The following is a 25,933-nucleotide window of genomic DNA, read 5'->3' as shown; positions in this document are numbered from 1 at the left end:
GGCGAAACCGGTGTTCGCACCTGGCGACCGGCCACGCGCCTGTACGCCAGGGCATCTCGCCCGTACAATGCTCCGTCACTTCTCGTCATCAGCAACCGACAACGGCCAACCATGCGCACCAGTCAATTTTTGCTCGCCACACAGAAAGAAACGCCTTCCGACGCCGTCGTGATCAGCCATCAGTTGATGCTGCGTGCCGGCATGATCCGCAAACTCGCCTCGGGCCTGTACACCTGGCTGCCGATGGGCCTGCGGGTCATGCGCAAGGTGGAAGCCATCGTTCGCGAAGAGATGGACGCTGCCGGCTCCCTGGAAGTGTTGATGCCGAGCACCCAACCGGCCGAACTGTGGCAGGAATCGGGACGCTGGGAAGAATACGGCCCTGAGCTGCTGCGCATCAAAGACCGTCACGGTCGCGATTTCTGTGCGGGCCCGACCCACGAAGAAGTGATCACCGACCTGATGCGCAACGAGTTGAGCAGCTACAAGCAGCTGCCCATCAACCTGTACCAGATCCAGACCAAATTCCGTGACGAGATCCGTCCACGCTTCGGCCTGATGCGCGGTCGCGAATTCATCATGAAGGATGCCTACTCGTTCCATGCCGACCTGGCCTCGCTGCAAGTCACCTATGACCGCATGCACCAGGCGTATTGCAACGTGTTCACCCGCCTGGGCCTGAAATTCCGCCCGGTTGAAGCCGACAACGGTTCCATCGGCGGCGCCGGCTCCCACGAGTTCCATGTATTGGCCGAGTCCGGCGAAGACGACATCGTCTTCAGCAACGGCTCCGACTACGCCGCCAACATCGAGAAAGCCGAAGCCGTGCCGCGGGAAACCTCACGCGCCGCGCCGACTGAAGAACTGCGCCTGGTGGACACACCGAACGCCAAGACCATTGCCCAGTTGGTGGAAGGCTACAACCTGCCGATCGAGCGCACCATCAAGACCCTGATCGTGCGGGCGGAAGAAGCTGGCAAGCTGATTGCCCTGATCGTCCGTGGCGACCACGAATTGAATGAAATCAAGGCCGCCAACCAGCCAGGCGTCGCCAACCCGCTGGTCATGGCCACCGAAGCCGATCTGCGCGACGCCATCGGCGCCGGTGCCGGCTCCCTCGGCCCGTTGAACCTACCACTGCCGATCATCATCGACCGCTCGGTGGAACTGATGAGCGACTTCGCCATCGGTGCCAACATCGACGACAAGCACTACTTCGGCGTGAACTGGGAACGCGACCTGCCGGTCCCAACCGTCGCGGACCTGCGTAATGTCGTGGCCGGCGATCCTAGCCCCGATGGCAAGGGCACCCTGGAAATCAAGCGGGGCATCGAGGTCGGGCACATCTTCCAGCTGGGCAACAAGTACAGCAAGGCGATGAAGTGCGAAGTGCTGGGCGAAAACGGCAAGCCGGTCACCCTGGAAATGGGTTGCTACGGCATCGGCGTTTCCCGCGTGGTGGCAGCCGCCATCGAACAGAACAACGACGAGAAAGGCATCATCTGGAGCGACACACTGGCGCCGTTCCAGGTGGCCCTGGTACCACTGCGTTACGAAACCGACCTGGTGCGCGAAGCCACCGACAAGCTCTACGCCGAACTGACGGCCGCCGGCTTCGAAGTGCTGCTGGACGACCGCGACAAGAAAACCAGCCCCGGCATCAAGTTCGCGGACATGGAACTGATCGGCATCCCCCATCGGATCGTCGTCAGTGACCGCGGCCTGGCCGAAGGCAACCTGGAATACAAGAGCCGCACCGAGGCCGAGCCGCAAGCGCTGCCAGTCGCCGACGTGCTGTCGTTCCTCCAGGCCCGTATCCGCCGCTGACACCAGATAGAGACGTCATGTTCAAGCGAAACACCTTAGGCCTCGGCGGCGCCGCCCTGTGCGGCGCCCTGCTGGTCAGCGGCTGTGCCAACCAAATGTCACAACGCAGCGAGCACGAAGAGCGGGTCGAGCGCAAACTGCTCGACCACAGCCTGCAAATCGACGTGGGCGAACCCAAGGTGCTCGACCTGCCGCAGCGCCGGGTGCGCATCAATGAGCAGAAGACCTTCGAAGTCACGGAGTTCGAGGTCACTCGCCATTATGATCGCTACACACCCTACCAACCCTGGCGGGAGATCTACGAGATCCCCCTGGGCGCAGTGGCCGTGGTGGTCGGTGTCGGTGCGAACGTGGTCAATGTGTTCGCCCTCGGCAGCCTGCCGGACACCGCGACCCGTGACTGGATCAGCTACGGTTTCGCCGGGCTCAACCCGTTCATGAACGTCCCCTCCCATGGCCGCGCCCAGCAGAACCTGGCGGGCATCGACGAAGTCCAGCGCGACAAGCGCACGGAACACTCGAGCCTGCCCTGGAGCGAACGCCCGGTAGAGGTCAAGGCCGCGCGGCAAACCTTCGAGCTGAGCACCGACCGTCACGGCGTGCTGCGCTTGAACCTGCTGGAAAGCCCGTTCGCCGAGCAGGACCTGAGCCAGTTCGGTAAATTGCAGATCAGCGTGACGGACGCCCAGGACGAGGTGCACACCGACTCATCCCTGAGCATCAGCAGCACCTTGCGCAGCAAGCTGGTGGAGGCCCACGCCCTGATCTACGACGATCTGGAAGACGACGAGGTGAGCCAATGGGTTCATCGGGTCAAGCGCCTATCGGAACTGGGGCTTGAAGAAGAAGCCAGCGAACTGGAACAGAGCCTGATCGAACTGACGCGCAACGACCCGGAGCTGCAGGCCGAATTCATGAAAGCCCTGACCAAGGATGGCGGACGGTTGGTGGCGGATCCTGGCGTTAACTGAAATACCCCCTGCGGCAAGGAGTTGTGCGAGGGCAAGTCCTGTGGGAGCAAGCCTTGCTCCAACAGGATTCCCTTGCCACAAGGACCGCGCCAGGCAGGGCACTCATCGTCAACCTCACCGCTCGAACAACTCCAACTGCTCGAACCCACCCCGCAAATCCTCCAGCCTCACCCCAATACCCAATAAGCGCACCGGCTTGCCGCCCCGATTGAACGCCTGGGTCAACAGCAACTGGTAACTGCCCAGGTCCCGCCCTGCCCCGGCCTGCTCAAGCGTGGTCTGGGTGAAGTCGTGGAACTTCACTTTGACGAACGGCTTGCCCGGTCGATAACTGCTGTCGATCCGCGCCATGCGCCCGCTGAGGGTCTCCATCAGTTCCGGTAGTTTATCGAGGCAGCTCACCAGGTCGGGCAGGTCGACATCGTAGGTGTTTTCCACACTGATGGACTGCCGTCGGCTGTCGTTGTGCACCAGACGCTCATCGATGCCACGGGCCAGGCTCCAGAGCCGCTCGCCGAAACTGCCGAATTCGCGCACCAGTGCCAACTTGTCCCATTGACGCAACTGCAGGCAATCGGCGATGCCGAGCCGGTTCAGCTTATCGGCGGTGACCTTGCCAACACCGTGGAGCTTGCTGACCGGCAAGGCCGAGACAAAGTCCTCGACCTGGTCCGGGGTGATGACAAACAACCCGTTGGGCTTTTTCCAGTCGCTGGCGATCTTGGCCAGGAACTTGTTGGGTGCGACACCGGCAGACACGGTGATGTGCAACTGGTTGGAAACACGTCGGCGAATGTCCTGGGCGATGCGAGTGGCGCTGCCGCCGAAATGGGCGCTGGCGGACACGTCCAGGTAGGCCTCGTCCAGGGACAGCGGCTCGATCAGGTCAGTGTAATCACTGAAAATCGTATGAATTTCCTTCGACGCCTCCCGATAGGCCTCCATCCGTGGCTTGACGATAGTGAGGTCCGGACAGAGTTTCAGGGCGTGGCCGGAAGACATGGCCGAGCGCACGCCGTAGGCCCGCGCTTCGTAGTTGCAGGTGGCAATTACACCCCGCCGATCCGCTGAGCCCCCGACGGCCAAGGGCTTGCCGGCCAACTGCGGATCATCGCGCATCTCGATAGCGGCATAGAAACAGTCACAGTCGACATGAATGATTTTACGTTGCGTCATAGAAGAACAGGGCGTGGGACGAATCGGGCCCTCAGTATCGCACCAGCACCTGTATATAGCACCAGTAGTTTGAAAGATCCTTCGTCGGGTCCCGAAAACGCCTACATAAATTTACTTCTTCAATCGCAACGCCACCGTCAATAGAGCCTCAGCCCTTGCCAGGCCTGCGTCACAGCGCTGTCACAATGCCCACTTCAAAGGCTAAGCACTTGAAGCGGAACAGGTTTTCATGACGTCAGGGTTGACAGCGGCTCGATCCTCTGTAGAATGCCGCCACACAGACGCGGGATGGAGCAGTCTGGTAGCTCGTCGGGCTCATAACCCGAAGGTCGTCGGTTCAAATCCGGCTCCCGCAACCAAACATCAAAAAAGGCTACTCGAAAGAGTGGCCTTTTTTGTGCGCGCTCGTTTTTGACCCCGACGATGGCGGGACGCGACTCTGCCATCCCACGCACGGCAAGTTGTAGGACAATTTTCCTTTTGATTCCGAGCATTTAGGAAGGCCAGGGACGGATCGGCCGTTTATTTGACCCCTACGCCTTTTAACGGTTGACACTCGGGCGTTCGCCTGTAGAATGCCGCCACACAGACGCGGGATGGAGCAGTCTGGTAGCTCGTCGGGCTCATAACCCGAAGGTCGTCGGTTCAAATCCGGCTCCCGCAACCAAATACCAAGAAAGGCTGCTCGAAAGAGTGGCCTTTTTTGTGCCTGGTAAAAAAGCCACATTACAAATTTTTTGTAATTATTTTTTACTGCAGGGATTGGTAACTTGACTGGATAGCCCCATCCTGTCGCGCATAGCTCAAGAGGTGATTGATGCGCGCCCACTCGTCTGCCCCGCAAGACCCCCTTACTGCGACACAACCGATCAAAGCCGAGCGACTGCGCTGGCTGGATCGGATCAGTCAGTACCGCCAGCCCATCGGCCTGGCGGTCACGCTGCTGCTGTTTGCGATTGCATTGATTGCCTGCCGTCACCTGCTGAGCGAACTCGATCTATACGCCCTGCACGACTCGATTCTGCAAGTGCCCCGGCCAGCCCTGCTCGGTGCGATCGCCGCCACGGTCGCCGGCTTCATCATTCTCCTGGGCTATGAATGGTCCGCCAGCCGCTATGCCGGTGTAACGCTGCCACCACAGGCCCTGGTCCTGGGTGGGTTCACCGCGTTCGCCATCGGCAATGCCATTGGCCTGTCACTGCTGTCGGGCGGCTCGGTTCGCTACCGTTTGTATGCGCGTCATGGCCTGGGGGCATCGGATGTCGCCCACATGACGCTGTTCGCCAGCCTGTCCCTGGGCTGCGCGTTGCCACCGTTGGCGGCCCTGGCGACACTCAGCAACCTGCCCGCCGCGTCCGCCGCGCTGCACTTGCCTGCCGCTTGGCTGGGGACGATTTCCGTGGCGGTGCTGCTGCTCACCAGCGTATTGGCCATCGGCATTTACCGTCGCCGCCTGCCGGAGCAGCCGCACCGCGACAGCCTCCTGGTAAGGGCCGGACGTCGCACGCTGCGCCTGCCGGGCCGACGCCTGACCTTCCTGCAACTGGCGATTACCGCGCTGGATGTAGCCGCAGCGGCCACCGTGTTGTATCTGTTGCTGCCCGAAGCACCGCCGTTCGGCGCCTTCCTGCTGGTGTATCTGCTGGCGCTGGCCGCTGGCGTGCTCAGCCATGTACCGGGCGGGGTCGGGGTATTCGAGGCGATCCTGCTGGCCGCGTTTGCCGACAAACTCGGTGCCGCACCGTTGGCCGCCGCGCTGTTGCTGTATCGCTTGATCTACGTGCTGCTGCCGATGCTGGCCGCCTGCGTGCTGCTGCTGATCAATGAGGCGCAACGGCTGTTCCAGACGCGCCAGACCCTACGGGTAGCATCGGGTTTCGCCGCGCCGATCCTGGCGGTGCTGGTGTTCCTCTCTGGCGTGGTGCTGCTGTTTTCCGGCGTGACACCCGAAATCGACACCCGCCTGGAGCACATTGGCTTCCTGATCCCCCATCGGCTGGTGGACGCTTCGCACTTCGGCGCCAGCCTGGTGGGGGTGTTGTGCCTGCTGCTCGCCCAAGGCCTGCGCCGGCGCCTGTCGGCCGCCTGGATGCTGACCACAGTGTTGCTCCTGGTGGGCGCCCTGCTCTCGCTGCTCAAAGGCTTCGATTGGGAAGAGGCCACGCTGCTGACCCTGACGGCCGCCCTTCTGGCGATATTCCGGCGTTCCTTTTATCGTCCGAGTCGCCTGACTGAACTGCCCTTTTCCCCGTTGTTCCTGATCGCCAGCCTCTGCGTGCTCGGCGCGTCGGCCTGGCTGCTGCTGTTCGCCTACCAGGACGTCCCCTACAGTCATCAATTGTGGTGGCAGTTCACCCTCGACGCCGACGCCCCTCGCGGCCTGCGCTCCCTGCTGGGCGCCGCGGTGCTGCTGCTGGTGGTGTCCCTGACCTGGCTGCTGCGCACCGCACGACCAGTCATTCACTTACCGACGGTAGAAGAACTGGAGCGGGCCAGGGCGATCCTCATGACCTCGTCGCAACCCGACGGCGGCTTGGCCCTGACCGGCGACAAGGCGCTGCTGTTCCACCCCAATGACGAGGCGTTCCTGATGTATGCCCGCCGTGGTCGCAGCCTCGTGGCGCTGTATGACCCGATCGGTCCGACCCAGCAACGTGCCGAAATGATCTGGCAGTTCCGCGACCTGTGCGACATCCACCACGCCCGCCCGGTGTTCTATCAGGTGCGCGCCGAAAACCTGCCGTACTACATGGACATCGGCCTGACGGCCATCAAACTGGGCGAGGAAGCACGGGTCGACCTCAAGCGTTTCGATCTCGAAGCCAAGGGCAAAGAGATGAAGGACCTGCGCTACACCTGGAACCGCGGCACCCGCGACGGCCTGTCGCTGGAGATCCACGCGCCGGGCCAGGCGCCGATGGATGAGCTCAAGGTCATTTCCGATGCCTGGCTGACTGGCAAGAACGTGCGGGAAAAAGGCTTTTCCCTGGGGCGCTTCAGCGATGAGTACCTCAAGCATTTCCGCATCGCGGTGATTCGTTTCGAGGGCCGGCCGGTGGCGTTCGCCAACCTGCTGGAAACCCACAGCCACGAACTGGCCAGCCTCGACCTGATGCGCGCCCACCCCGAAGCCCCGAAACTGACCATGGAGTTCATGATGGTCGGTCTTATCCAGCATTATAAAAACCATGACTACGCCCGCTTCAGCCTCGGCATGGTCCCTCTGTCGGGCCTGCAACCGCGTCGCGGCGCACCGCTGACCCAGCGTCTGGGCTCGATGGTGTTTCGCCGCGGCGAGCAGCTCTACAACTTCCAGGGCCTGCGCCGCTTCAAAGACAAATTCCAGCCTGACTGGGAACCTCGTTACATGGCCGTGCCCGCCGGACTCGATCCGCTGGTGGCGCTGGCCGATACTGCCGCCCTGATTGCAGGCGGCCTGACTGGACTGGTGAAACGCTGATGATGCAACGCTCCTGGCGATACGTAGTGGCCGCCCTGCTGGTGCTGGCGGTGATTCTCGGTGGCGGTTACTGGTACTGGAACCGCCCCGCCCCACAACCCACCCTGGAACAACTGGCGCCCGCCGATGGCGCAGCGCTGACCCGGGTCACTCCCGGTACCAAGGCGCGCGCCCAGGTGCTGGTGGCGGTCAATGAAGACCAGAAGCTCAGCGACACGCAATTGACGACCCTCAGCCGCAGCGGTTCGGCGCAGATCGTCCAGGTGATCCTGCCCAAGGACTGCATGCTGCAAGGCCGTGCCCTGCAAGCGGGCCTGAGAGAACTCAAGGGCCCGGCCACGCTGGTCAGCGGCATCGGCCCCGGTGCCGTGCTGGCCTGGCGTTGGCTGGCCGAGCAGAAAGACGACAAGGCCCAGGCCGTCTCAGTGGACCTGGCACTGGAAAAACCCGGCTGCACCCACCTGCTGCCTAAAAGCGCAGCCCACGGTCATTGGCTGGTGGCCTGGAACGACAACCCCGACGACACCAGCGCCGGCTTCGTACGCGATCAACCGAATGCCCAGACCAGTATCAGCGACTACGACATCAACCTGCCCCAAGTGCTGAACAACGAACTGCGCAAGATCCTGGTGGGCGACAAGGGCAAGGGTGGCCTGAGCATTCCGGTGGTGGAAGTGCCTGCCAGCCAGACACGGGATACCGTGACCCTGTTTCTCTCTGGGGACGGCGGCTGGCGTGACCTGGACCGCGATGTAGCGGATGAAATGGCCAAGATCGGCTACCCGGTGGTCGGCATCGACACCCTGCGCTACTACTGGCAGCACAAGAGCGCGGAGCAGAGCGCGGCAGACCTGACCGAGCTGATGCAACACTACCGGCAGATCTGGGGTACCAAGCGCTTTATCCTGACCGGCTACTCCTTCGGCGCCGACGTGTTGCCAGCCATCTACAATCGCCTGCCAGCCACCGAACAACAGCGAGTCGATGCGATCATCCTGCTGGCCTTCGCCCGCACCGGCAGCTTCGAGATCGAAGTCGAAGGCTGGCTCGGCAACGCCGGCACCGAAGCCGCCACCGGCCCGGAAATGGCCAAGCTGCCAGCCGAGAAAGTGGTGTGCATCTACGGCGCTGAAGAAGCCAATGAGAGCGGTTGCACCGACAAGACTGCCGTGGGCGAAGCCATCAAGCTGCCTGGCGGCCACCACTTCGACGAAAACTACCCGGCCCTGGCCAAGCGCCTGATCGATGAGATCAACAAGCGCCAGAACAAGACGGCCGAACAGTAAGCCGATACACGCTTGCCAAAGCCCCGGCAGCCTCAAGGTTGCCGGGGCTTTTTTGTGCCCGCTCGACCGCTACAAGACAACGAGGGCTCTTGTTCTAATGGTTAAAGACGACGCTTAGCTGCGTCGTACACTTCCTTATCCCGCCGGGCACCAACGGCGACTATCAACACCTGAATCGCTTTCCCATCGACCCTGTAGACGATACGAGTATCGCCCGTTCGGATCCTTCGACATCCCGCCAGGCTGGCCCTGAGCGGCTTGCCGGTTTTGTCTGGCTCGCCATTCATGATCCGCTCCTCAATGACATCAAGAATCCGGTTCGCAGCCGCCGCCCCCAACTGATCCAAATCGTCTTGAACCTCCGGATGATAAATAATGCCCCACCCCATTCATCGCTCCTTCAGTCGTTTTTGGCGTATCGCGCCCGCATATCCTCATGGCTGATGGCCTTGGCCTGATCCAAACCGATCAGGCGCTCGCGAGCCGTCGCCTCGACGCGAAGGTTTTCAAGCTCATCGAGCATTTCCTGATAGGCATCGACGTTGATAATCACCGCCGCGGGTTCGTTGTCCTTGAAGATCACCAGCCTTTCGGTTGCACGGCTCGAGACTTCCTTGAGCTTCGCGCTGAACCCTCTGACCATTGCCGTAACGGATATTGCCTGATCCGCTCGCTCCAGTAGCGCCGCCATGTCCCACCTCCTAAAGCATGAATATCGCGTATTTTTATACATATCTTGATGCACAAAGTGTTGCGCAACGTTATGCGTAAATCAAGCGAGAGAAGCATTACCCGACCAATTGCTGTATCGAAAAAAGTCCCACAAAAAAGCCCCCGCGACCATTAGGCAACGAGGGCTTTTTGTTTTCCTGATGCTACATCTCGACCTGCGTCCCCAGCTCGATTACCCGGTTCAACGGCAGATTGAAAAAGCGCAGGTTGCCGTTGGCATTCTTCAGCATGAAGGCGAACAGTTGCTCGCGCCAGCGGGCCATGCCTTCGAGCTTGGAGGCGATGACGGTCTCGCGGCTGAGGAAGTAGGTGGTGCGCATCGGGCTGAAGTCCAGATCATCCAGATGGCAGAGCTTGAGCGCCTGCGGGACGTCCGGCTCGTCGGTGAAACCAAAGTGCAGGATCACTCGGAAGAACCCTTCGCCATAGGCATCGACCTCGAAACGCCGTTGCGGTGGGACCCGGGGAATGTCTTCATACACTACCGTCAACAGCACCACCTGCTCATGCAGCACCTGGTTGTGCAATAAATTGTGCAACAGCGCGTGAGGTACGGCGTCCGAACGTGCCGTCAGGAACACGGCAGTGCCCTGGACACGGTGCGGCGGTTGCACGCGGATGCTGCTGATGAAGATCGGCAGTGGCAATGCCCCTTCGTCCAGGCGATCCACCAGCAGTTGCTTGCCACGCTTCCAAGTGGTCATCAGCACGAACAACGCAATACCGGCAATGACCGGGAACGCACCGCCCTGGATGATCTTCGGCACGTTGGCGGCGAAGTACAGACCGTCCACCAGCAGGAAACCGAACAACAGCGGTACCACCAGCAGCGGCGGCCATTTCCACAATAGCAGGATCACGGCGGACACCAGAATCGTGGTCATCAACATGGTACCGGTCACCGCCACGCCGTAGGCCGAGGCCAGTGCGCCGGAAGATTCGAACCCCAGCACCAGCAGCACCACGCCGACCATCAGCGACCAGTTCACCGCACCGATGTAGATCTGGCCCTGCTCGGCGCTGGAGGTGTGCTGGATATACATGCGCGGGATGTAACCGAGCTGGATCGCCTGGCGCGTCAGGGAAAACGCACCGGAAATCACCGCCTGGGAAGCGATCACCGTGGCCAGGGTCGCCAGGCCCACCAACGGGAGCAACGCCCAACTCGGTGCCAGCAGATAGAACGGGTTGCGCGCCGTTGCCGGGTCACCCAGCAGCAACGCGCCCTGACCGAAATAATTGAGCATCAACGCCGGCAGCACCAGCATGAACCAGGCCCGGGCAATCGGTTTGCGGCCGAAGTGGCCCATGTCGGCGTACAGCGCTTCGGCGCCGGTCAGCGCCAACACCACGGCGCCGAGGATCGCCACGCCCATGCCCGGGTGGACGATAAAAAAACGCACGGCCCAGGCCGGGCTCACCGCCTGCAACACTTCAGGACGTTGAACGATGCCATACACACCCAGGGCGCCGAGCACCAGGAACCAGGTCACCATGATCGGGCCGAACAGGATGCCAATCCGCGCGGTACCGTGGCGCTGGATCAGGAACAGCCCCACCAGCACCACCAGCGACAAAGGCACCACCCAGTGGTCGATGCCTTCGAACGCCAGACCAAGACCTTCAATCGCCGAGAGCACGGAGATCGCCGGCGTGATCATGCTGTCACCGTAGAACAGCGCCGCGCCGATCAAACCGCAAATCACCAGGAATGCCCGCAGACGCGCTCTTCCCGCAGCCGCTCGCCGCGCCAGAGCGGTGAGCGCCATGATCCCGCCCTCGCCCTGGTTGTCGGCGCGCAGCACGAACATCATGTACTTGATCGACACGACCCAGATCAGCGACCAGAAGATCAGCGATAGAATTCCCAGCACCCCATCGTGGTTGGCGGGCACCCCATAGGCACCGGAAAACACTTCCTTGAGGGTGTACAACGGGCTCGTGCCAATGTCGCCATAAACCACTCCGACCGCCGCGACCAGCATGCTCAGCGGTTTCGCTGCCGAATGCTCGGCACCTACCGCCTGACTACTTGCATGACCCATCCAACACTCCCGATTCCCAGACCTGTCTTCTTGAACGAAGCCCCCTGCTGTAGCGAGGCAGCATGTGCGGTTTTACGTATTGTTACAGACGTTTTGTTGACTGTAGCAATCGTCAGAGCACAAAGCCGCGAAGCATAGCGCAGCACTCGTCGTATTTCCCGGTATAAAGCTGGTCAAGTGCGTCGACCCTGGATAGAATTGCGCACTTTTTGATCAGAGGCGCGCCAGGCGCCCTGTCTCGGCAAGAGACGATCCCCCTACACCGAGGTTAGACATGTCCACCACTACCGCGCCCGCCAACCCGAAGGTTGGCTTCGTATCCCTGGGTTGCCCGAAGGCTCTGGTCGACTCCGAGCGCATCCTGACCCAGTTGCGCATGGAAGGCTACGACGTCGTGTCCACGTATCAGGACGCCGACGTGGTCGTGGTCAACACCTGCGGCTTCATCGATTCGGCCAAGGCCGAGTCCCTGGAAGTGATCGGCGAAGCCATCAAGGAAAACGGCAAGGTCATCGTCACCGGCTGCATGGGCGTGGAAGAAGGCAACATCCGCAACGTGCACCCTAGCGTGTTGTCCGTGACGGGTCCGCAGCAGTACGAGCAGGTGGTCAACGCCGTGCACGACGTAGTGCCGCCACGCCAGGACCACAACCCGCTGATCGACCTGGTGCCGCCACAAGGCATCAAGCTGACCCCGCGCCACTACGCCTACCTGAAGATTTCCGAAGGCTGCAACCACAGTTGCAGCTTCTGCATCATCCCGTCGATGCGCGGCAAGCTGGTGAGCCGCCCGGTGGGCGATGTGCTCGACGAGGCCCAGCGCCTGGTCAAGGCCGGCGTCAAGGAGCTGCTGGTGATATCCCAAGACACCAGCGCCTACGGCGTCGACGTGAAATACCGCACCGGCTTCTGGAACGGCGCGCCGGTGAAAACCCGCATGACCGAGCTGTGCGAAGCCCTCAGCACCCTCGGCGTCTGGGTCCGCCTGCATTACGTCTACCCGTATCCCCATGTCGACGAACTGATCCCCCTGATGGCCGCCGGCAAGATCCTGCCGTACCTGGACATTCCGTTCCAGCACGCCAGCCCGAAAGTCCTCAAGGCCATGAAACGCCCGGCGTTCGAAGACAAGACCCTGGCCCGCATCAAGAACTGGCGCGAAATCTGCCCGGACCTGATCATCCGCTCGACCTTCATCGTCGGCTTCCCCGGCGAAACCGAAGAAGATTTCCAGTACCTGCTGGATTGGCTGACCGAAGCCCAGCTCGACCGCGTCGGCTGCTTCCAGTACTCCCCTGTCGAAGGCGCACCGGCCAACGACCTGGACCTGGCCGTTGTGCCGGACGACGTCAAGCAGGACCGCTGGGAGCGCTTCATGGCGCACCAGCAGGCCATCAGCTCGGCGCGCCTGCAAATGCGCATCGGCCGTGAAATCGAAGTGCTGGTGGATGAAGTGGACGAGCAAGGCGCCGTGGGCCGCTGCTTCTTCGATGCGCCGGAAATCGACGGCAACGTCTTCATCGACAACGGCAGCAACCTCAAGCCAGGGGACAAGGTCTGGTGCAAGGTGACCGACGCCGATGAGTATGACTTGTGGGCTGAACAGATTGGTTGATCCCTACTTGGACTAAAGCCGAAGCGGCTTTTGTGGCGAGGGGATTTATCCCCGCTGGGGCGCGAAGCGTCCCTGAGCAAGAAAACTTCCCCCAAGCTCAATTGAGTCTGCGGTTTTGGGGCTGCTTCGCTGCCCAGCGGGATAAATCCCCTCGCCACAGGTTCTGTGCTTACAACTATTGAGCCACTCGCCCGCCTCGAAAAAACCAAAAAGCCCTGCCTTGCGACAAGATGCGGGGCTTTTTTACGGCTATCGTATGGAGAAACCCAGCACATCCAGCACAAGGAACAGGCGGACATGCGCCAGCATTCGGTCATCCATACACCGAAACCGAGCGATTACCAGGAGCTGACCCAGGTTTGGGAGGCCTCGGTGCGGGCCACCCATGAGTTTCTGCCAGACAGCTACATCGAGCTGCTGAAAAACCTGGTGCTCACCCGCTACCTGGATGCGGTGATGCTCATTTGCACCCGTGACGCGCGCCAGCGAATCACGGGGTTCGCCGGTGTCGCGGCCGGCAAGGTGGAGATGCTCTTCATCGACCCACGGCACCGCGGCCAGGGACTGGGCAAGCTGTTGCTGCGCTACGCCATGGAACACCTGAACGCCGATCAACTGGACGTCAACGAACAGAACCCGCAAGCCTTGGGCTTTTACCTCAAGCAAGGCTTCGAAGTGATCGGGCGCTCGGCAAAAGATGGCATGAACCAGCCCTACCCATTGCTGCACATGCGCTACAAGCAGCCGGACCTGAAGACCGGACGCGGCTAAAAGCGGCATGAGGCAAATGGACCCGCGATTAACCGGCGCCAGGCAGGTACAATGCCCACCCTCTTTTTGTTACGGCCCCCGTCATGACTGACCCGATTCGTCTCTCCAAACGCCTCATCGAACTCGTTGGCTGTTCCCGTCGGGAGGCTGAGTTGTTCATCGAGGGCGGCTGGGTCACCGTGGATGGCGAAGTGATCGATGAGCCGCAGTTCAAGGTCACCACCCAGAAGGTCGAACTCGACCCCGAGGCCAAGGCCACCGCGCCGGAGCCGGTGACGCTTCTGCTCAACGTCCCGGCAGGCATGGATGTAGAGACCGCGATGGCGTCCCTTGGACCGCAGACCCTGAGCGAAGAACATCGCTTCGGCAAACGCCCGCTCAAGGGCCATTTCCTGCGCCTGACCGCCAGCGCCGACCTGCAGGCCAACGCCAGCGGGCTGCTGGTGTTCACCCAGGACTGGAAAGTCTTGCGCAAGCTCACCGCCGACGCCGCCAAGATCGAGCAGGAATACGTGGTGGAAGTCGAAGGCGACATGGTCGCCCATGGCCTCAATCGCCTGAACCATGGCTTGACCTACAAGGGCAAGGAACTGCCAGCGGTCAAGGCCAGTTGGCAGAACGAGAACCGCCTGCGCTTTGCCATGAAAAACCCCCAGCCCGGAGTTATCGCTCTGTTTTGCCAGGCGGTCGGGCTCAAGGTCGTCGCCATTCGCCGCATCCGCATCGGCGGCGTATCCATCGGCAAAGTGCCGCTGGGCCAGTGGCGCTACCTGTCTGCCAAAGAGAAATTCTAATTTTCCCGGCGCCGCACCGAATGCAGGCGCCCACTGTCGATTGATCAGGACTGCACACATGATTCACAACGACGTACTGCGCAGCGTGCGCTACATGCTCGACATCAGCGACAAGAAAGTCATCGAGATCATCAAGCTCGGCGGCCTGGACGTCTCCCTGGCGGACCTGGCGGGCTACCTCAAGAAAGACGAGGAAGAAGGCTTCGTGTTCTGCCCTGACGAGGTCATGGCGCATTTTCTCGATGGCCTGGTGATCTTCAAGCGTGGCAAGGACGAAAGCCGTCCGCCGCAACCGATCGAAATCCCGGTGACCAACAACATCATCCTCAAGAAGCTGCGGGTGGCCTTCGAGCTGAAGGAGGACGACATGCACGCCATCCTCAAGGCTGCCGAGTTCCCGGTGTCCAAGCCGGAACTGAGCGCGCTGTTCCGCAAGTTCGGCCACACCAACTACCGCCCGTGTGGCGACCAATTGCTGCGTAACTTCCTCAAGGGCCTGACGTTGCGCGTTCGCGGCTGATTCCTGGATATCTGCTGACTTTTGCAGAGCCCTGTGGCGAGGGGATTCATCCCCGCTGGGCTGCGCAGCAGCCCTAAAAACAGTGAACTCAATTTTCCAGGTACACCGAGTTGCCTGGTTTGGGGCCCGCTTCGCAGCCCAACGGGGATGAATCCCCTCGCCACATAAGCGCTCTCGCCACAAGGTCAGTGTCAATCTTGGCCCCGCGCTATGATGCCCATTCAACCCCGCCTCGATCCCAGCCCATGACTTACAGCGTCTCCCCCATCGGCTTCGTCCGCTCCTGCTTCAAGGAGAAGTTCGCCATTCCCCGCCAACCGCAATTGGCCCCCGCCGCACGCGGCGTGCTGGAGCTGGTGGCGCCGTTCGACCAGGGCGAAGCGGTACAGGGCCTGGAGCAGGTCAGTCATGTCTGGCTGCTGTTCCTGTTCCACCAGGCCCTGGAAGACAAGCCGCGACTCAAAGTGCGCCCGCCGCGCCTGGGTGGCAACACGTCCATGGGCGTATTCGCCACCCGCGCCACCCATCGCCCTAACGGCATCGGCCAGTCGGTGGTCAAGCTGGAACGGGTCGAAGCCGGGCGCCTGTGGCTCTCGGGTATCGATTTGCTGGACGGCACCCCGGTGCTCGATATCAAGCCCTACGTGCCTTACGCCGACATCATCGACTCGGCGTCCAACAGCATCGCCAGCGCAGCGCCTGAGTTGATTCCGGTGCAATGGACGGACACTGCCCTGCTTCAAGCGCGCGAGCACGCCACGCGCCTGGGAGAACCCTTGGTAGAGCTGATTGAGCAATGCCTGGCGCAAGATCCCCGCCCGGCGTACCAAAGGCCTGCCGCCGAACGGGAATATGGCGCGCAATTCTGGGATCTGGACGTTCGCTGGCATTATCCGCAGGCGGGGTTGATCCGGGTGTTGGAAGTGGTTCCTGCGGTCAAATAAAACCCGAAAACAAAAAAGCCCGCGCGGCCTTCATCAGGCGGCGCGGGCTTTTTTTGCGGGTACTGTTGGATCGATACGCTGCAATCGCGAGCAAGCTCGCTCCCACACTCGATCTGGGTTGTTCACCAAAATATGACTCAACACAAACCCTGTGGGAGCGAGCTTGCTCGCGATAGCGATCTATCAGACTCCACAAATACAGCTTTACTTCTCTACAAACGCCCGCTCGATCAGGTAGTCACCCGGCTCGCGCATACGCGGCGAAACGGTCAGGCCGAAGCTGTTGAGCACTTCACTGGTCTCGTCGAGCATGCTCGGGCTGCCGCACAGCATGGCGCGGTCGTCCTGGGGGTTGATCGGTGGCAGGCCGATGTCGCGGAACAGCTTGCCGCTGCGCATCAGGTCGGTCAGACGGCCTTCGTTCTCGAACGGCTCGCGCGTCACGGTCGGGTAGTAGATCAGCTTGTCACGCAGGGCTTCGCCGAAGAACTCGTTCTGCGGCAAGTGTTCGGTGATGAACTCGCGGTACGCGACTTCATTGACGTAACGCACGCCGTGGCACAGGATCACTTTTTCGAAACGCTCATAGGTTTCCGGATCCTGGATGACGCTCATGAACGGCGCCAGCCCGGTGCCGGTGCTGAGCAGGTACAAATGCTTGCCAGGCTTGAGATCGTCCAGCACGAGGGTGCCGGTGGGTTTCTTGCTGATGATGATCTCGTCGCCTTCCTTCAGGTGCTGCAACTGGGAAGTCAGCGGACCATCGGGCACCTTGATGCTGAAGAATTCGAGATGCTCTTCCCAGTTCGGGCTGGCAATCGAGTAAGCGCGCATAAGCGGGCGGCCGTTGGGCTGTTGCAGGCCGATCATCACGAACTGACCGTTCTCGAAGCGCAGACCCGGATCGCGGGTGCACTTGAAGCTGAACAGAGTGTCGTTCCAGTGATGAACACTGAGGACACGCTCGTGGTTCATGTTGCTCATGTACGGGGACTCCTGGGAATGATGCCTGCGCCGATAATCTGCGCAATTGCATCGCATTCTAATGGCGGCGACAATATCTGTTAAATGGATTATTAAGATAAGGGTTATCGGTTATATAGATATGCGATTTACTCTACGTCAACTTCAAGTCTTCGTCGCCGTCGCCCAGCAAGAAAGCGTGTCTCGCGCTGCGGGCCAACTCAATCTGTCGCAGTCGGCGGCCAGCACCTCCATCACCGAACTGGAGCGGCAATCGAGCTGCCAGTTGTTCGACCGTGCCGGCAAACGCCTGAGCCTCAATGCCTTGGGCAAACAGCTGCTGCCCCAGGCAGTGGCGCTGTTGGACCAGGCCAAGGAAATCGAAGACTTGCTCAATGGCAAGTCCGGTTTCGGCTCACTGGCGGTCGGTGCCACGCTGACCATCGGCAATTACCTGGCGACCTTGTTGATCGGCGGCTTCATGCAACGCCATCCGGAAAGCCAGGTGAAGCTGCATGTCCAGAACACTGCCAATATCGTGCACCAGGTTGCCCACTACGAAATTGATCTGGGTCTAATCGAGGGCGACTGCAGCCATCCGGACATCGAAGTGCAAAGCTGGGTCGAGGACGAACTGGTGGTGTTCTGCGCCCCTCAACACCCGCTGGCCAAGCGCGGCCAGGCGACCATGGAGGAACTGACCCATGAGGCGTGGATTCTGCGGGAACAGGGTTCCGGCACCCGCCTGACCTTCGACCAGGCCATGCGTCACCACCGCAGTGCGTTGAACATCCGCCTGGAGCTGGAACACACCGAAGCGATCAAGCGCGCCGTGGAATCGGGCCTGGGCATTGGCTGCATCTCACGCCTGGCCCTGCGCGACGCCTTCCGCCGTGGCAGCCTCGTCGCGGTGGAAACCCCGGACATGGACCTGGCGCGGCAGTTCTATTTCATCTGGCATAAACAGAAGTACCAGACCTCGGCCATGCGCGAATTCCTCGAACTGTGCCGGGCGTTCACCGCCGGGGCCCAGCGCAGCGACGAAATCGTGCTGCCGGCCATCGCCTGAGCCGTTACAGCAGGACCAGGCCCCACACCAACGCGATCATCGTCAGGGCGACGAACTGGGCAGCGCTGCCCATGTCCTTGGCATTTTTCGACAACGGGTGCAGCTCCAGGGAGATGCGGTCGATGGCCGCCTCCACCGCCGAGTTGAGCAGCTCCACGATCAATGCCAGCAGGCACACGGCTATCAGCAGCGCCTGTTCGACACGACTGACATTCAGGAAGAAGGACAACGGAATCAGGACGACGTTGATCAGCACCAACTGACGGAAAGCCGCTTCGCCGACAAAAGCTGCGCGCAGTCCGTCCAAGGAATAGCCGGAGGCGTTGAGGATACGTTTCAGGCCGGTCTGGCCTTTAAAAGGTGACATAGGGTGAGCAACTGATCGAAAAGGAGTGGAGAAACTAATTCAAACCCGGTCAAAAAAGCGTGAAGCGGCGCATCAAGCCTGCGGCGAAATTGACTCAAGTTGTTGCAGCAGCAAGGCCGCCTGGGTCCGGGTGCGTACGTTCAGTTTACGGAAGATCGCCGTGACGTGGGCCTTGATGGTGGCCTCCGACACGTTCAGTTCATAAGCAATCTGCTTGTTCAGCAAGCCTTCACAGACCATGGTCAACACTCGAAACTGCTGCGGCGTGAGGCTGGCCAACCCCTCGCTGGCGGCCTTGGCCTCCTCGGACACGCTCACCGCTTCGAACGCCTGGGGCGGCCAGCAGACATCGCCGTCCAGGACCGCCTTCACAGCCTGTTGAATCATTTCAAGGGAACTGGACTTGGGTATGAACCCGCTGGCGCCGAACTCCCGGGCCTTGACCATCACCGAGGCCTCTTCTTGGGCCGAGACCATGACCACGGGGATCTGCGGGTATTGACCGCGCAACAGCACCAGCCCCGAAAAACCGTAGGCACCGGGCATGTTCAGATCCAGCAACACCAGGTCCCAGTCGGCCTTGTCCGTGAGCCGGGCCTCCAGTTCCGCGATACTGGCCACTTCCGTCAACCGGACATCCGGGCCAAGGCCCAGGGTCACCGCCTGACGCAACGCACTCCGAAAGAGCGGGTGATCATCGGCAATCAGGATTTCGTATGTGGCCATTTTTCAAATGATCCTGTTTTTTTAATGGCTGGCCCGATGCGTTCGCGCCTCGCCAATGCAACTCGAGACACCGCCCGGCTGCGGCATCCACAGGGGCACGTGCAACGCCGAACAACGTGGCGTTTGAAACATGGCGGCGCCCTGGTCGGCGCCAAGCATGCCCAGCGAAGCCGGGGTGGTCAAGCAGCACGGTCGTCCCTGTGTCCAGTATGGGCCACTATTTGGCCAATATTGCGGGCGGCCTACGAATGAAGGGTTGCAACTCGGCATGGGCCGGGGTCGACACGTTCACCTCCTGCTGGCCCTTGGCGCCCAGGTAGTGCTGGCTGAATACATCGAAATAGGCGTCCAGGGCCGATGCTGCATCGCTGTCCCCTGCCAATTCGAGACACAATGCCGCCACCTCCGCAGTGCACAGGTGCTCGCTGCGGGTCGAACGACGCAAGCGGTAGCGTGACAGCCTGTCGGGCAGCAGGCTCAGGATCGGCAATCGGTCGAGATACGGGCTTTTACGAAAAATCTTCCGAGCCTCGGTCCAGGTCGCGTCCAGCAGAATGAACAGCGGGCGCTTGGACTGATCGAGGTCGACCGTATGGGTCACCCGCGAAGGCTCAACGTATTCGCCCGGAAACACCAGGTAGGGTTGCCATTGCGGATCGTTCAGCAACGCCAGCAGTTGCTCATCGATCTCGGTACGCGACCAGATGAACGCATGATTGTCGCGCACCACATCGGCGATCAGCCAACCGGTATTGCTCGGCTTGAACACTTCCTTGTTGGTCATGATCAGACAAATCCCGGAACGGGTCTCGACGCTCGGACGCCAGGCGCACAGGCAATGGCTCTCGATCACCCGGCAGGCGCTGCAACGCGGGGCGCGCCAGCCTCGGGCCTGGATCGGCTTGATCCCTTCATCGATGCGCTGGTCGCGCAGGCGGGCGACGGCGTTAGGGGCGTGATTCATCGTGGGCAACGCCGACAGACAGGAAAACTCGACACGAACAACACACTCGGCAGGGCAATAAAGACCGGCAGTCTACCAGAGCGCACGAACCTGTACCGGCCACCCGGGCTCCCCTATAATCCCCGGCCACTGAACGCACAGTCATGTGATCGGTCGAACCACCTGTCACTGAACCAGGAGAGTTTCATGCTGCGCCTTATCGTCCCTACCGTTGCCGTTCTGCTGGCGACGTCCTTCAGCGCTCAGGCTGCCTCGCTGAAAGAACTCGAACTGAACAAGATGCTGCAGAACGTCGCCAAGGAAAGTAGCGTCGGTACGCCGCGGGCGATCAACGAAGACATACTCGACCAGGGTTATACCGTCGAAGGCACTGAGCTGATCAACCATCTCAGCGTGCAAAGCAGCCATGCCCAGAAAATGCGCGCAGACCCCAAGGCCGTATATTTCCAGCTGGGCTCCACGGTGTGCACGAATCCTGGCTTTCGCAAGTTGATGGCAAAGGGCGCGACCATGCGCTACGAGTTCACCGAGGTCAAGACCAACCGCCCCGTCGCGACCGAGCGCTTCCAGGAGTCGGATTGCCCGAAACCGGCCAAGACGAAGAAGTGATCAACCCGAGCTTGCGCGCCGCTGCTCATCGTCGGCGCGCAACTCCGCCACCAGCGCCTGCAGGTAACGCGAGCGCCATGCTCGCCCGCCCAGCCGGCGACAGCATTCCTCCTCAAGACTCACTCGATTGGCCTGTGCCGATTCCAACAGCATCAAGTACAACTGCCTGTCGAGCTCCAGAGTGACCCTGGTCATTTCTTCCGCCTCCCTGCCCCGATTCGCTTCAATCCTTCACGTGGCGCCCAGCCCTGGGCGTCAATTGCATTGGCACGCTTGTTATCAGTAAATCAGAGCGGCACGCACCCGGCCGGCAATCTGACGAGCGGCGCGATATTTCAGCGCCTGTATCAGCGGTTGCCAACAGTTGCTTTCGAGCGCCATGATCAGGGCAGCAAAGATCGGCATGACGGTCTAGATTCAGAAGTATCCATAGTATTTTCATCAGGCAGAAAGAGGCTGCCCGGCCAACACCTTGGCATGTGATTGTTTTTATCAAAGGGAAAAACAGAACCCGCTGGATGGCTAGGTCGCCCTGCCGCAGACCGCGCCAAGCCAGGTCAACCTCCAGGCCGATGCCTGGGCTGACGACGACACACGGAGTGTCGTGGCCCTGATGAATCTCTCGTCCGGGCCAGGGTCCTGTTAAGAAGGAGAAGCTGAATGCCTTACAAACCGAATGACCTGCTCAGTCGTCATTTTGAAAACCACGGCCACGACCTGACCCGCAAGGTTGAAGAACAACTCAACCTGGTGTCCCCCAACAGCCCCAACCTCCCCATTTACCGAGACATGATCCTGACCGTGCTGCGCATGGCCCAGGAAGATCACAACCGCTGGAATGCCAAGATCACGCTACAAGCCCTGAGGGAACTGGAACACGCCTTCCGCACCCTCGAGCAGTTCAAGGGCCGGCGCAAGGTCACGGTCTTCGGCTCGGCACGAACGCCCATCGAACATCCGCTGTATGGCCTGGCCCGAGAGCTGGGGGCGGCGCTGGCCCGTTCGGACATGATGGTCATCACCGGTGCCGGCGGTGGCATCATGGCCGCTGCCCATGAAGGCGCAGGGCGTGACCATAGCCTGGGGTTCAATATCACCCTGCCTTTCGAGCAGCATGCAAACCCGACCGTCGAAGGCACGTCGAACCTGCTGCCGTTCCACTTTTTCTTCACCCGCAAGTTGTTTTTCGTCAAGGAGGCCGACGCGCTGGTGCTCTGTCCCGGCGGTTTCGGCACGCTCGATGAGGCGCTGGAAGTCCTGACGCTGGTTCAAACCGGTAAAAGCCCACTGGTACCCGTGGTCCTGCTGGACGTCCCTGGGGGCAAGTTCTGGCAAGGCGCCCTGAACTTTATCCGCGAGCAATTGGAGGAAAACCGCTACATCCTGCCCACCGACATGAAGCTGATGCGCCTGGTGTACAACGCCGAAGAGGCCGTGGAAGAGATCAACCAGTTCTACCGCAACTTCCACTCCAGTCGCTGGCTCAAGCATCAGTTCGTGATACGCATGAATCACACATTAAGCGAACAGGCACTGCAGCAGATGCAGGTAGATTTCGCCGACCTGTGCTTGAACGATTGTTTTCATCAACATGACTACAGCGGTGAAGAACATGACGAGGCCCGCTTCAGTCATCTGACACGGCTGACGTTTGCCTTCAATGCGCGTGATCACGGTCGCTTGAGGGAGTTGGTGGATTACATCAACCTGCCGGAAAACTGGGCCCAGCCCACCCCAAAAAACCACCCCCTCACATGGGAGCCGATCAAGGTTACCTGAGCCCATAAAAAACGGCCCGCTATCGAAATAGCGAGCCGTTTTAATTCAATCATCCATACCACGACCGCTGAACAAGCGGTTGATCATTTCCATGGAGTAACCTCGGTACGCCAGGAAACGTCCTTGCTTGGCTCGTTCTCGTGCATCGATGGGCAAATGCCCTGAGAACTTGCGACGCCAGGTGTCCGTCAGGTACTCCTGCCAATCAATACCGCTTTCGCGCAGGGCGAGCTCGATATCCGGACGTTGCAAGCCGCGCTGGCCCAGTTCCTCACGAATGCGCAAAGGACCATAGCCAGAGCGAGCACGATAAGCGACGAAGCTTTCCAGATAACGGGACTCCGACAGCAGGCCCTCTTCAGTCAAACGGTCGAGGGCTGTGTCGATCAACTCGTCGGTCGCGCCGCGCTGACGCAGTTTACGCGTCAGCTCGACTCGTCCGTGCTCGCGCCTGGCGAGCAGGTCCATTGCGGTTCGCCGCACCGCGACGAGGGTATCGAGTACGACGGTCATCGAATCGATCAGATGTCAGCGTCTGCCAGGTCGTCAGCCGTCTCGCGATTAGCCACGGACTTGACGTCTGCCACCGGGCTCAACAGCTTGTCACGCAACTGCTTCTCGAGGGCAGCTGCAACTTCCGGGTTATCCGCCAGGAACTTGGCCGAGTTGGCCTTGCCCTGACCGATCTTGGTACCGTTGTAGGCATACCAGGCGCCCGATTTCTCGACAAAACCGTGCAACACACCCAGGTCGATCATTTCGCCATTGAGGTAGATGCCCTTGCCGTAGAGAATCTGGAACTCGGCCTGACGGAACGGCGAAGCCACCTTGTTCTTCACGACCTTGACGCGGGTTTCGCTACCCACCACTTCATCACCTTCTTTCACCGCGCCAGTACGGCGGATGTCGAGGCGAACCGAGGCGTAGAACTTCAGTGCGTTACCACCGGTGGTGGTTTCCGGGCTGCCGAACATCACGCCGATCTTCATACGGATCTGGTTGATGAAGATCACCAGGCAGTTGGCGTTCTTGATGTTACCGGTGATCTTGCGCAGGGCCTGGGACATCAGGCGAGCCTGGAGGCCCACGTGCATGTCGCCCATTTCACCTTCGATTTCAGCCTTCGGCACCAATGCCGCCACGGAGTCGACGATGATCACGTCAACCGCGTTGGAACGCACCAGCATGTCGGTGATTTCCAGGGCCTGCTCGCCGGTGTCCGGTTGGGAAACCAGCAGGTCGTCGACGTTGACGCCCAGTTTGCCGGCGTATTCCGGGTCCAGGGCGTGTTCGGCGTCGACGAAGGCGCACGTCGCGCCAGCTTTTTGGGCCTGGGCGATCACGGACAGGGTCAGCGTGGTCTTACCGGAAGATTCAGGACCGTAGATTTCAACGATTCGGCCTTTTGGCAGGCCGCCGATGCCCAGCGCAATGTCCAGGCCCAGGGAGCCGGTGGAGATGGAAGGAATAGCCTGACGGTCCTGATCGCCCATACGCATCACGGCACCCTTGCCGAATTGACGTTCGATCTGACCCAAGGCCGCAGCCAAGGCTTTCTTCTTGTTGTCGTCCATTAAAGTCCTCACGTAATCAATAAGGCCTGACGGCCAACACCTGTATAAGTAGCCAGTATTATTCCACAGCGATTGAGGAACGCCTACCCCTGATTTGAGATTTCTACAGCAGCATGTTGCAGCAGGCCCTCTAGCGCGGCCTTCACCGTTTGTCGGCGGACCTCGTCGCGGTTGCCTGCAAAGAACCGCTGCTCGCTGATCACCGCCTCGCCAACGCCCCAGGCCAGCCACACGGTGCCCACCGGTTTGTTGGGCGAGCCCCCGTCCGGCCCCGCCACGCCACTGACGGCCACGGCATAACGCGCCAGGCTCTTGTGCTGGGCCCCTCGCGCCATGGCTTCGACCACCTCGCGGCTGACCGCCCCGACCTGCTCGAACAACTCGGCCGGTACCTCAAGTTGCTGGCTCTTCTGGCGATTGGAGTAAGTGACATAACCGGCCTCGAACCAGGCCGAACTCCCGGGAACCCGGGTAATCGCCTCGGCAATCCCGCCACCGGTACAGGACTCGGCCGTGGTGACATGGGCATTGAGCCGCTGCAGGCGCCTGCCCAGTTCAGCGGCCAGTTCGGTAATGTCGTCCACGGTGCTCTCCAGATTCGACGCGATGGAGACCTACCGTACACGAGCGGCCGAAGCTTGCAAGGCTCGCCGGATTACCGACCCAGCGCTCTGATATAGGCCTGACAGGCCTGCAAGGCAATCAGTGCGCGATCACCGGCATCGGTGATGGCGATAATTCGTTGAGCATGCGCCGGGTCAAGTCGGGCGCGTGGGGCGCCATGATCCACGCCGCGGGCGCCGGCGGCGGCAGGCAGCGCACAGCCGGCGGGGGCATCGCTGGCGTCGAGGAGGACTGACAGCCGGACATCGGCAGTAGCAAGGCGATCGCGCAGGCGATCCTGGTCACGTTGGGCATCGCTCAAGGCTCGGTAATGGGTGTGTTCGCTGGTGGAGAGTTGTTGCTCCAGGACAAGGCGCTTTTCTTGCTCGGCCTTTTGTTGCGCCGCTGCCGCCTGGGTTAATTGACTCAGCGTCTCGGCCTGGGACTGGCCCATTTGCGCCAGTTGCCGGCCATATCGCCAATCCTGGAGCCGCCACGCCAGTACCGCCGGGCCACCGGCCAGCAGCATCAGCAAGGCAACGACGCCTAAAGTGCGCAAGGAAAACGGCATCAGACCGAAGACTGGCATAGCACCGCCCTCGCCCGTGCCCAGAGCTGTAGACGATCCTCCAGCCCATTCAGACCACCGTTGATGCGCCGGGTAATGCTGTTGAACTGGTCGCGATCGGCCAGTTCGTTCAAGCCGTTCTGCTCCCAGAACCAGGCGGCCGACTCGGATGCCCATTGCGGCTGCTCAAGAAGCTCAGGCAGCGCCAGCAGCCGTTCATCGCCGAACAAGCCAAGACTGCAGCGACGATAATTGTCCCGTCCGGTAATCTGGATCAGACCTCGGCCGCGATACTTCTGACCGTCACCGTCCGCCGCCGAAGTATTGCCCAGGCGAGCGGCCAACGCGCCGGTGTCGTATTTGCTTAGATAGGCTTCGCTGCCCAGCTCGCGCACATACCGTAGCTGCCCCGACTCATGGCCGATTTGCGCCAGGAACGCAGCGATGCGTTTAGGCGTGGCGATACGGTGGCGGGACATGGCGATGTTAAGGGCTGAAACAAAAACGCCCGCTTGGGAGCGGGCGCTGGGCATGATGTCAATGAGTTGCTGTTGCGTAAGGTCCATATTC

At 60.9% G+C, this 25,933-nt stretch carries 27 protein-coding genes and 2 tRNA genes; 14 read left to right on the top strand and 15 right to left on the bottom strand.

All coding sequences use genetic code 11. The annotated features are described in order from the left end of the window. The first annotated feature begins 111 nt into the window (after positions 1–111). On the top strand, positions 112–1,827 hold the full coding sequence (locus ACMTA2_RS07140; protein ID WP_413794281.1) for a proline--tRNA ligase: 1,716 nt from the start codon (positions 112–114) through the stop codon (positions 1,825–1,827). Between the two features lie 17 nt (positions 1,828–1,844). After that, the gene (locus ACMTA2_RS07135; protein ID WP_413794280.1) at positions 1,845–2,798 is read left to right on the top strand and encodes a hypothetical protein; all 954 of its coding nucleotides are present in this window, start codon (positions 1,845–1,847) and stop codon (positions 2,796–2,798) included. Positions 2,799–2,912: 114 nt separating this feature from the next. On the opposite strand, the gene dinB is transcribed toward ACMTA2_RS07135, so the two are convergent. Then, positions 2,913–3,974: a DNA polymerase IV gene (gene dinB / locus ACMTA2_RS07130; RefSeq protein ID WP_413794279.1), complete on the bottom strand. Its 1,062-nt coding sequence runs from the start codon at positions 3,972–3,974 to the stop codon at positions 2,913–2,915. 282 nt (positions 3,975–4,256) lie between these two features. On the opposite strand from dinB, the gene ACMTA2_RS07125 reads away from it, so the two are divergent. From ACMTA2_RS07125 to ACMTA2_RS07110, 4 genes are all read left to right on the top strand, one after another. Then, a tRNA-Met gene (locus ACMTA2_RS07125) sits at positions 4,257–4,333 on the top strand. A 231-nt stretch (positions 4,334–4,564) separates the two neighbouring features. After that, positions 4,565–4,641: transfer RNA gene (locus ACMTA2_RS07120), tRNA-Met, on the top strand. 150 nt (positions 4,642–4,791) lie between these two features. Continuing rightward, entirely contained in the window at positions 4,792–7,434 is a 2,643-nt protein-coding gene (gene mprF, locus ACMTA2_RS07115) for a bifunctional lysylphosphatidylglycerol flippase/synthetase MprF (protein WP_413794278.1), read from the top strand. Then, entirely contained in the window at positions 7,434–8,720 is a 1,287-nt protein-coding gene (locus tag ACMTA2_RS07110; protein ID WP_413794277.1) for a virulence factor family protein, read from the top strand. The genes mprF and ACMTA2_RS07110 overlap by 1 nt, the downstream gene beginning before the upstream one ends. A 101-nt stretch (positions 8,721–8,821) precedes the next feature. Here the strand turns inward: ACMTA2_RS07110 and ACMTA2_RS07105 are convergent, their stop codons facing one another. The 3 genes from ACMTA2_RS07105 to ACMTA2_RS07095 form a co-directional block, all read right to left on the bottom strand. Further along, positions 8,822–9,109, bottom strand: a complete 288-nt coding sequence (locus ACMTA2_RS07105) for a type II toxin-antitoxin system RelE family toxin (RefSeq protein ID WP_413794276.1) — start codon at positions 9,107–9,109, stop codon at positions 8,822–8,824. 11 nt (positions 9,110–9,120) lie between these two features. Further along, complete coding sequence (locus tag ACMTA2_RS07100) at positions 9,121–9,411, bottom strand: type II toxin-antitoxin system Phd/YefM family antitoxin (protein WP_413794275.1); 291 nt, start codon at positions 9,409–9,411, stop codon at positions 9,121–9,123. A gap of 184 nt (positions 9,412–9,595) precedes the next feature. After that, the gene (locus tag ACMTA2_RS07095) at positions 9,596–11,437 is read right to left on the bottom strand and encodes a potassium transporter Kup (RefSeq protein ID WP_413795605.1); all 1,842 of its coding nucleotides are present in this window, start codon (positions 11,435–11,437) and stop codon (positions 9,596–9,598) included. Positions 11,438–11,771: 334 nt separating this feature from the next. Here ACMTA2_RS07095 and rimO point away from each other — a divergent pair, with 334 nt between their 5' ends. From rimO to tsaA, 5 genes are all read left to right on the top strand, one after another. After that, a complete protein-coding gene (gene rimO / locus ACMTA2_RS07090) occupies positions 11,772–13,112 on the top strand; it encodes a 30S ribosomal protein S12 methylthiotransferase RimO (protein ID WP_413794274.1) in 1,341 nt (446 codons plus the stop codon). Between the two features lie 297 nt (positions 13,113–13,409). After that, on the top strand, positions 13,410–13,883 hold the full coding sequence (locus ACMTA2_RS07085; RefSeq protein ID WP_413794273.1) for a GNAT family N-acetyltransferase: 474 nt from the start codon (positions 13,410–13,412) through the stop codon (positions 13,881–13,883). Between the two features lie 83 nt (positions 13,884–13,966). Further along, complete coding sequence (locus tag ACMTA2_RS07080; protein ID WP_413794272.1) at positions 13,967–14,677, top strand: rRNA pseudouridine synthase; 711 nt, start codon at positions 13,967–13,969, stop codon at positions 14,675–14,677. 58 nt (positions 14,678–14,735) lie between these two features. Then, positions 14,736–15,197, top strand: coding sequence for a YehS family protein (locus ACMTA2_RS07075; RefSeq protein WP_413794271.1), 462 nt, complete (start codon positions 14,736–14,738; stop codon positions 15,195–15,197). Positions 15,198–15,442: 245 nt separating this feature from the next. Beyond that, positions 15,443–16,141: a tRNA (N6-threonylcarbamoyladenosine(37)-N6)-methyltransferase TrmO gene (gene tsaA / locus ACMTA2_RS07070; protein ID WP_413794270.1), complete on the top strand. Its 699-nt coding sequence runs from the start codon at positions 15,443–15,445 to the stop codon at positions 16,139–16,141. A 204-nt stretch (positions 16,142–16,345) separates the two neighbouring features. Here tsaA and fpr read toward each other — a convergent pair whose 3' ends face one another. Further along, on the bottom strand, positions 16,346–17,125 hold the full coding sequence (gene fpr / locus ACMTA2_RS07065; protein ID WP_003184787.1) for a ferredoxin-NADP reductase: 780 nt from the start codon (positions 17,123–17,125) through the stop codon (positions 16,346–16,348). Between the two features lie 121 nt (positions 17,126–17,246). Here fpr and ACMTA2_RS07060 point away from each other — a divergent pair, with 121 nt between their 5' ends. After that, positions 17,247–18,173 carry a LysR family transcriptional regulator gene (locus ACMTA2_RS07060; RefSeq protein WP_024617637.1) on the top strand — a complete coding sequence of 309 codons (927 nt, stop codon included), beginning with the start codon at positions 17,247–17,249 and terminating at the stop codon, positions 18,171–18,173. A 4-nt stretch (positions 18,174–18,177) separates the two neighbouring features. Here ACMTA2_RS07060 and ACMTA2_RS07055 read toward each other — a convergent pair whose 3' ends face one another. The 3 genes from ACMTA2_RS07055 to ACMTA2_RS07045 form a co-directional block, all read right to left on the bottom strand. Further along, the gene (locus ACMTA2_RS07055) at positions 18,178–18,540 is read right to left on the bottom strand and encodes a diacylglycerol kinase (protein WP_413794269.1); all 363 of its coding nucleotides are present in this window, start codon (positions 18,538–18,540) and stop codon (positions 18,178–18,180) included. Between the two features lie 72 nt (positions 18,541–18,612). Next, positions 18,613–19,266 (bottom strand): response regulator transcription factor ErdR, encoded by a 654-nt coding sequence (gene erdR, locus ACMTA2_RS07050; protein WP_413794268.1) that lies wholly within the window; start codon positions 19,264–19,266, stop codon positions 18,613–18,615. 217 nt (positions 19,267–19,483) lie between these two features. Beyond that, on the bottom strand, positions 19,484–20,230 hold the full coding sequence (locus ACMTA2_RS07045; protein ID WP_413794267.1) for a tRNA-uridine aminocarboxypropyltransferase: 747 nt from the start codon (positions 20,228–20,230) through the stop codon (positions 19,484–19,486). 186 nt (positions 20,231–20,416) lie between these two features. Between ACMTA2_RS07045 and ACMTA2_RS07040 the strand changes: the two genes are divergently transcribed. Next, positions 20,417–20,839 (top strand): quorum-sensing-regulated virulence factor family protein, encoded by a 423-nt coding sequence (locus ACMTA2_RS07040; protein WP_003198359.1) that lies wholly within the window; start codon positions 20,417–20,419, stop codon positions 20,837–20,839. Here the strand turns inward: ACMTA2_RS07040 and ACMTA2_RS07035 are convergent, their stop codons facing one another. Continuing rightward, positions 20,840–21,034, bottom strand: coding sequence for a hypothetical protein (locus tag ACMTA2_RS07035; RefSeq protein WP_003198357.1), 195 nt, complete (start codon positions 21,032–21,034; stop codon positions 20,840–20,842). It abuts the gene before it with no gap. Between the two features lie 84 nt (positions 21,035–21,118). Beyond that, positions 21,119–21,244 carry a hypothetical protein gene (locus ACMTA2_RS07030; RefSeq protein ID WP_413794266.1) on the bottom strand — a complete coding sequence of 42 codons (126 nt, stop codon included), beginning with the start codon at positions 21,242–21,244 and terminating at the stop codon, positions 21,119–21,121. A 255-nt stretch (positions 21,245–21,499) separates the two neighbouring features. Here ACMTA2_RS07030 and ACMTA2_RS07025 point away from each other — a divergent pair, with 255 nt between their 5' ends. Continuing rightward, positions 21,500–22,618, top strand: a complete 1,119-nt coding sequence (locus tag ACMTA2_RS07025; protein WP_413794265.1) for an LOG family protein — start codon at positions 21,500–21,502, stop codon at positions 22,616–22,618. Between the two features lie 45 nt (positions 22,619–22,663). On the opposite strand, the gene recX is transcribed toward ACMTA2_RS07025, so the two are convergent. The 5 genes from recX to ACMTA2_RS07000 all read right to left on the bottom strand — a co-directional run bounded on the left by recX (position 22,664) and on the right by ACMTA2_RS07000 (position 25,929). Then, entirely contained in the window at positions 22,664–23,131 is a 468-nt protein-coding gene (gene recX / locus ACMTA2_RS07020; protein WP_413794264.1) for a recombination regulator RecX, read from the bottom strand. Between the two features lie 8 nt (positions 23,132–23,139). Next, positions 23,140–24,192, bottom strand: a complete 1,053-nt coding sequence (gene recA, locus ACMTA2_RS07015) for a recombinase RecA (RefSeq protein ID WP_003198351.1) — start codon at positions 24,190–24,192, stop codon at positions 23,140–23,142. Between the two features lie 83 nt (positions 24,193–24,275). Next, positions 24,276–24,776 carry a CinA family protein gene (locus tag ACMTA2_RS07010; protein WP_413794263.1) on the bottom strand — a complete coding sequence of 167 codons (501 nt, stop codon included), beginning with the start codon at positions 24,774–24,776 and terminating at the stop codon, positions 24,276–24,278. A gap of 71 nt (positions 24,777–24,847) precedes the next feature. Further along, on the bottom strand, positions 24,848–25,384 hold the full coding sequence (locus ACMTA2_RS07005) for a lysis system i-spanin subunit Rz (protein WP_413794262.1): 537 nt from the start codon (positions 25,382–25,384) through the stop codon (positions 24,848–24,850). Then, positions 25,366–25,929: a glycoside hydrolase family 19 protein gene (locus tag ACMTA2_RS07000; RefSeq protein WP_413794261.1), complete on the bottom strand. Its 564-nt coding sequence runs from the start codon at positions 25,927–25,929 to the stop codon at positions 25,366–25,368. Before ACMTA2_RS07000 ends, ACMTA2_RS07005 begins: the two co-directional genes overlap by 19 nt. Positions 25,930–25,933 lie beyond the last annotated feature (4 nt).

It is taken from the genome of Pseudomonas medicaginis, assembly GCF_965119365.1.
Classification (GTDB): Bacteria; Pseudomonadota; Gammaproteobacteria; order Pseudomonadales; family Pseudomonadaceae; genus Aquipseudomonas.
This window is presented reverse-complemented; position numbering and strand designations above follow the sequence as displayed.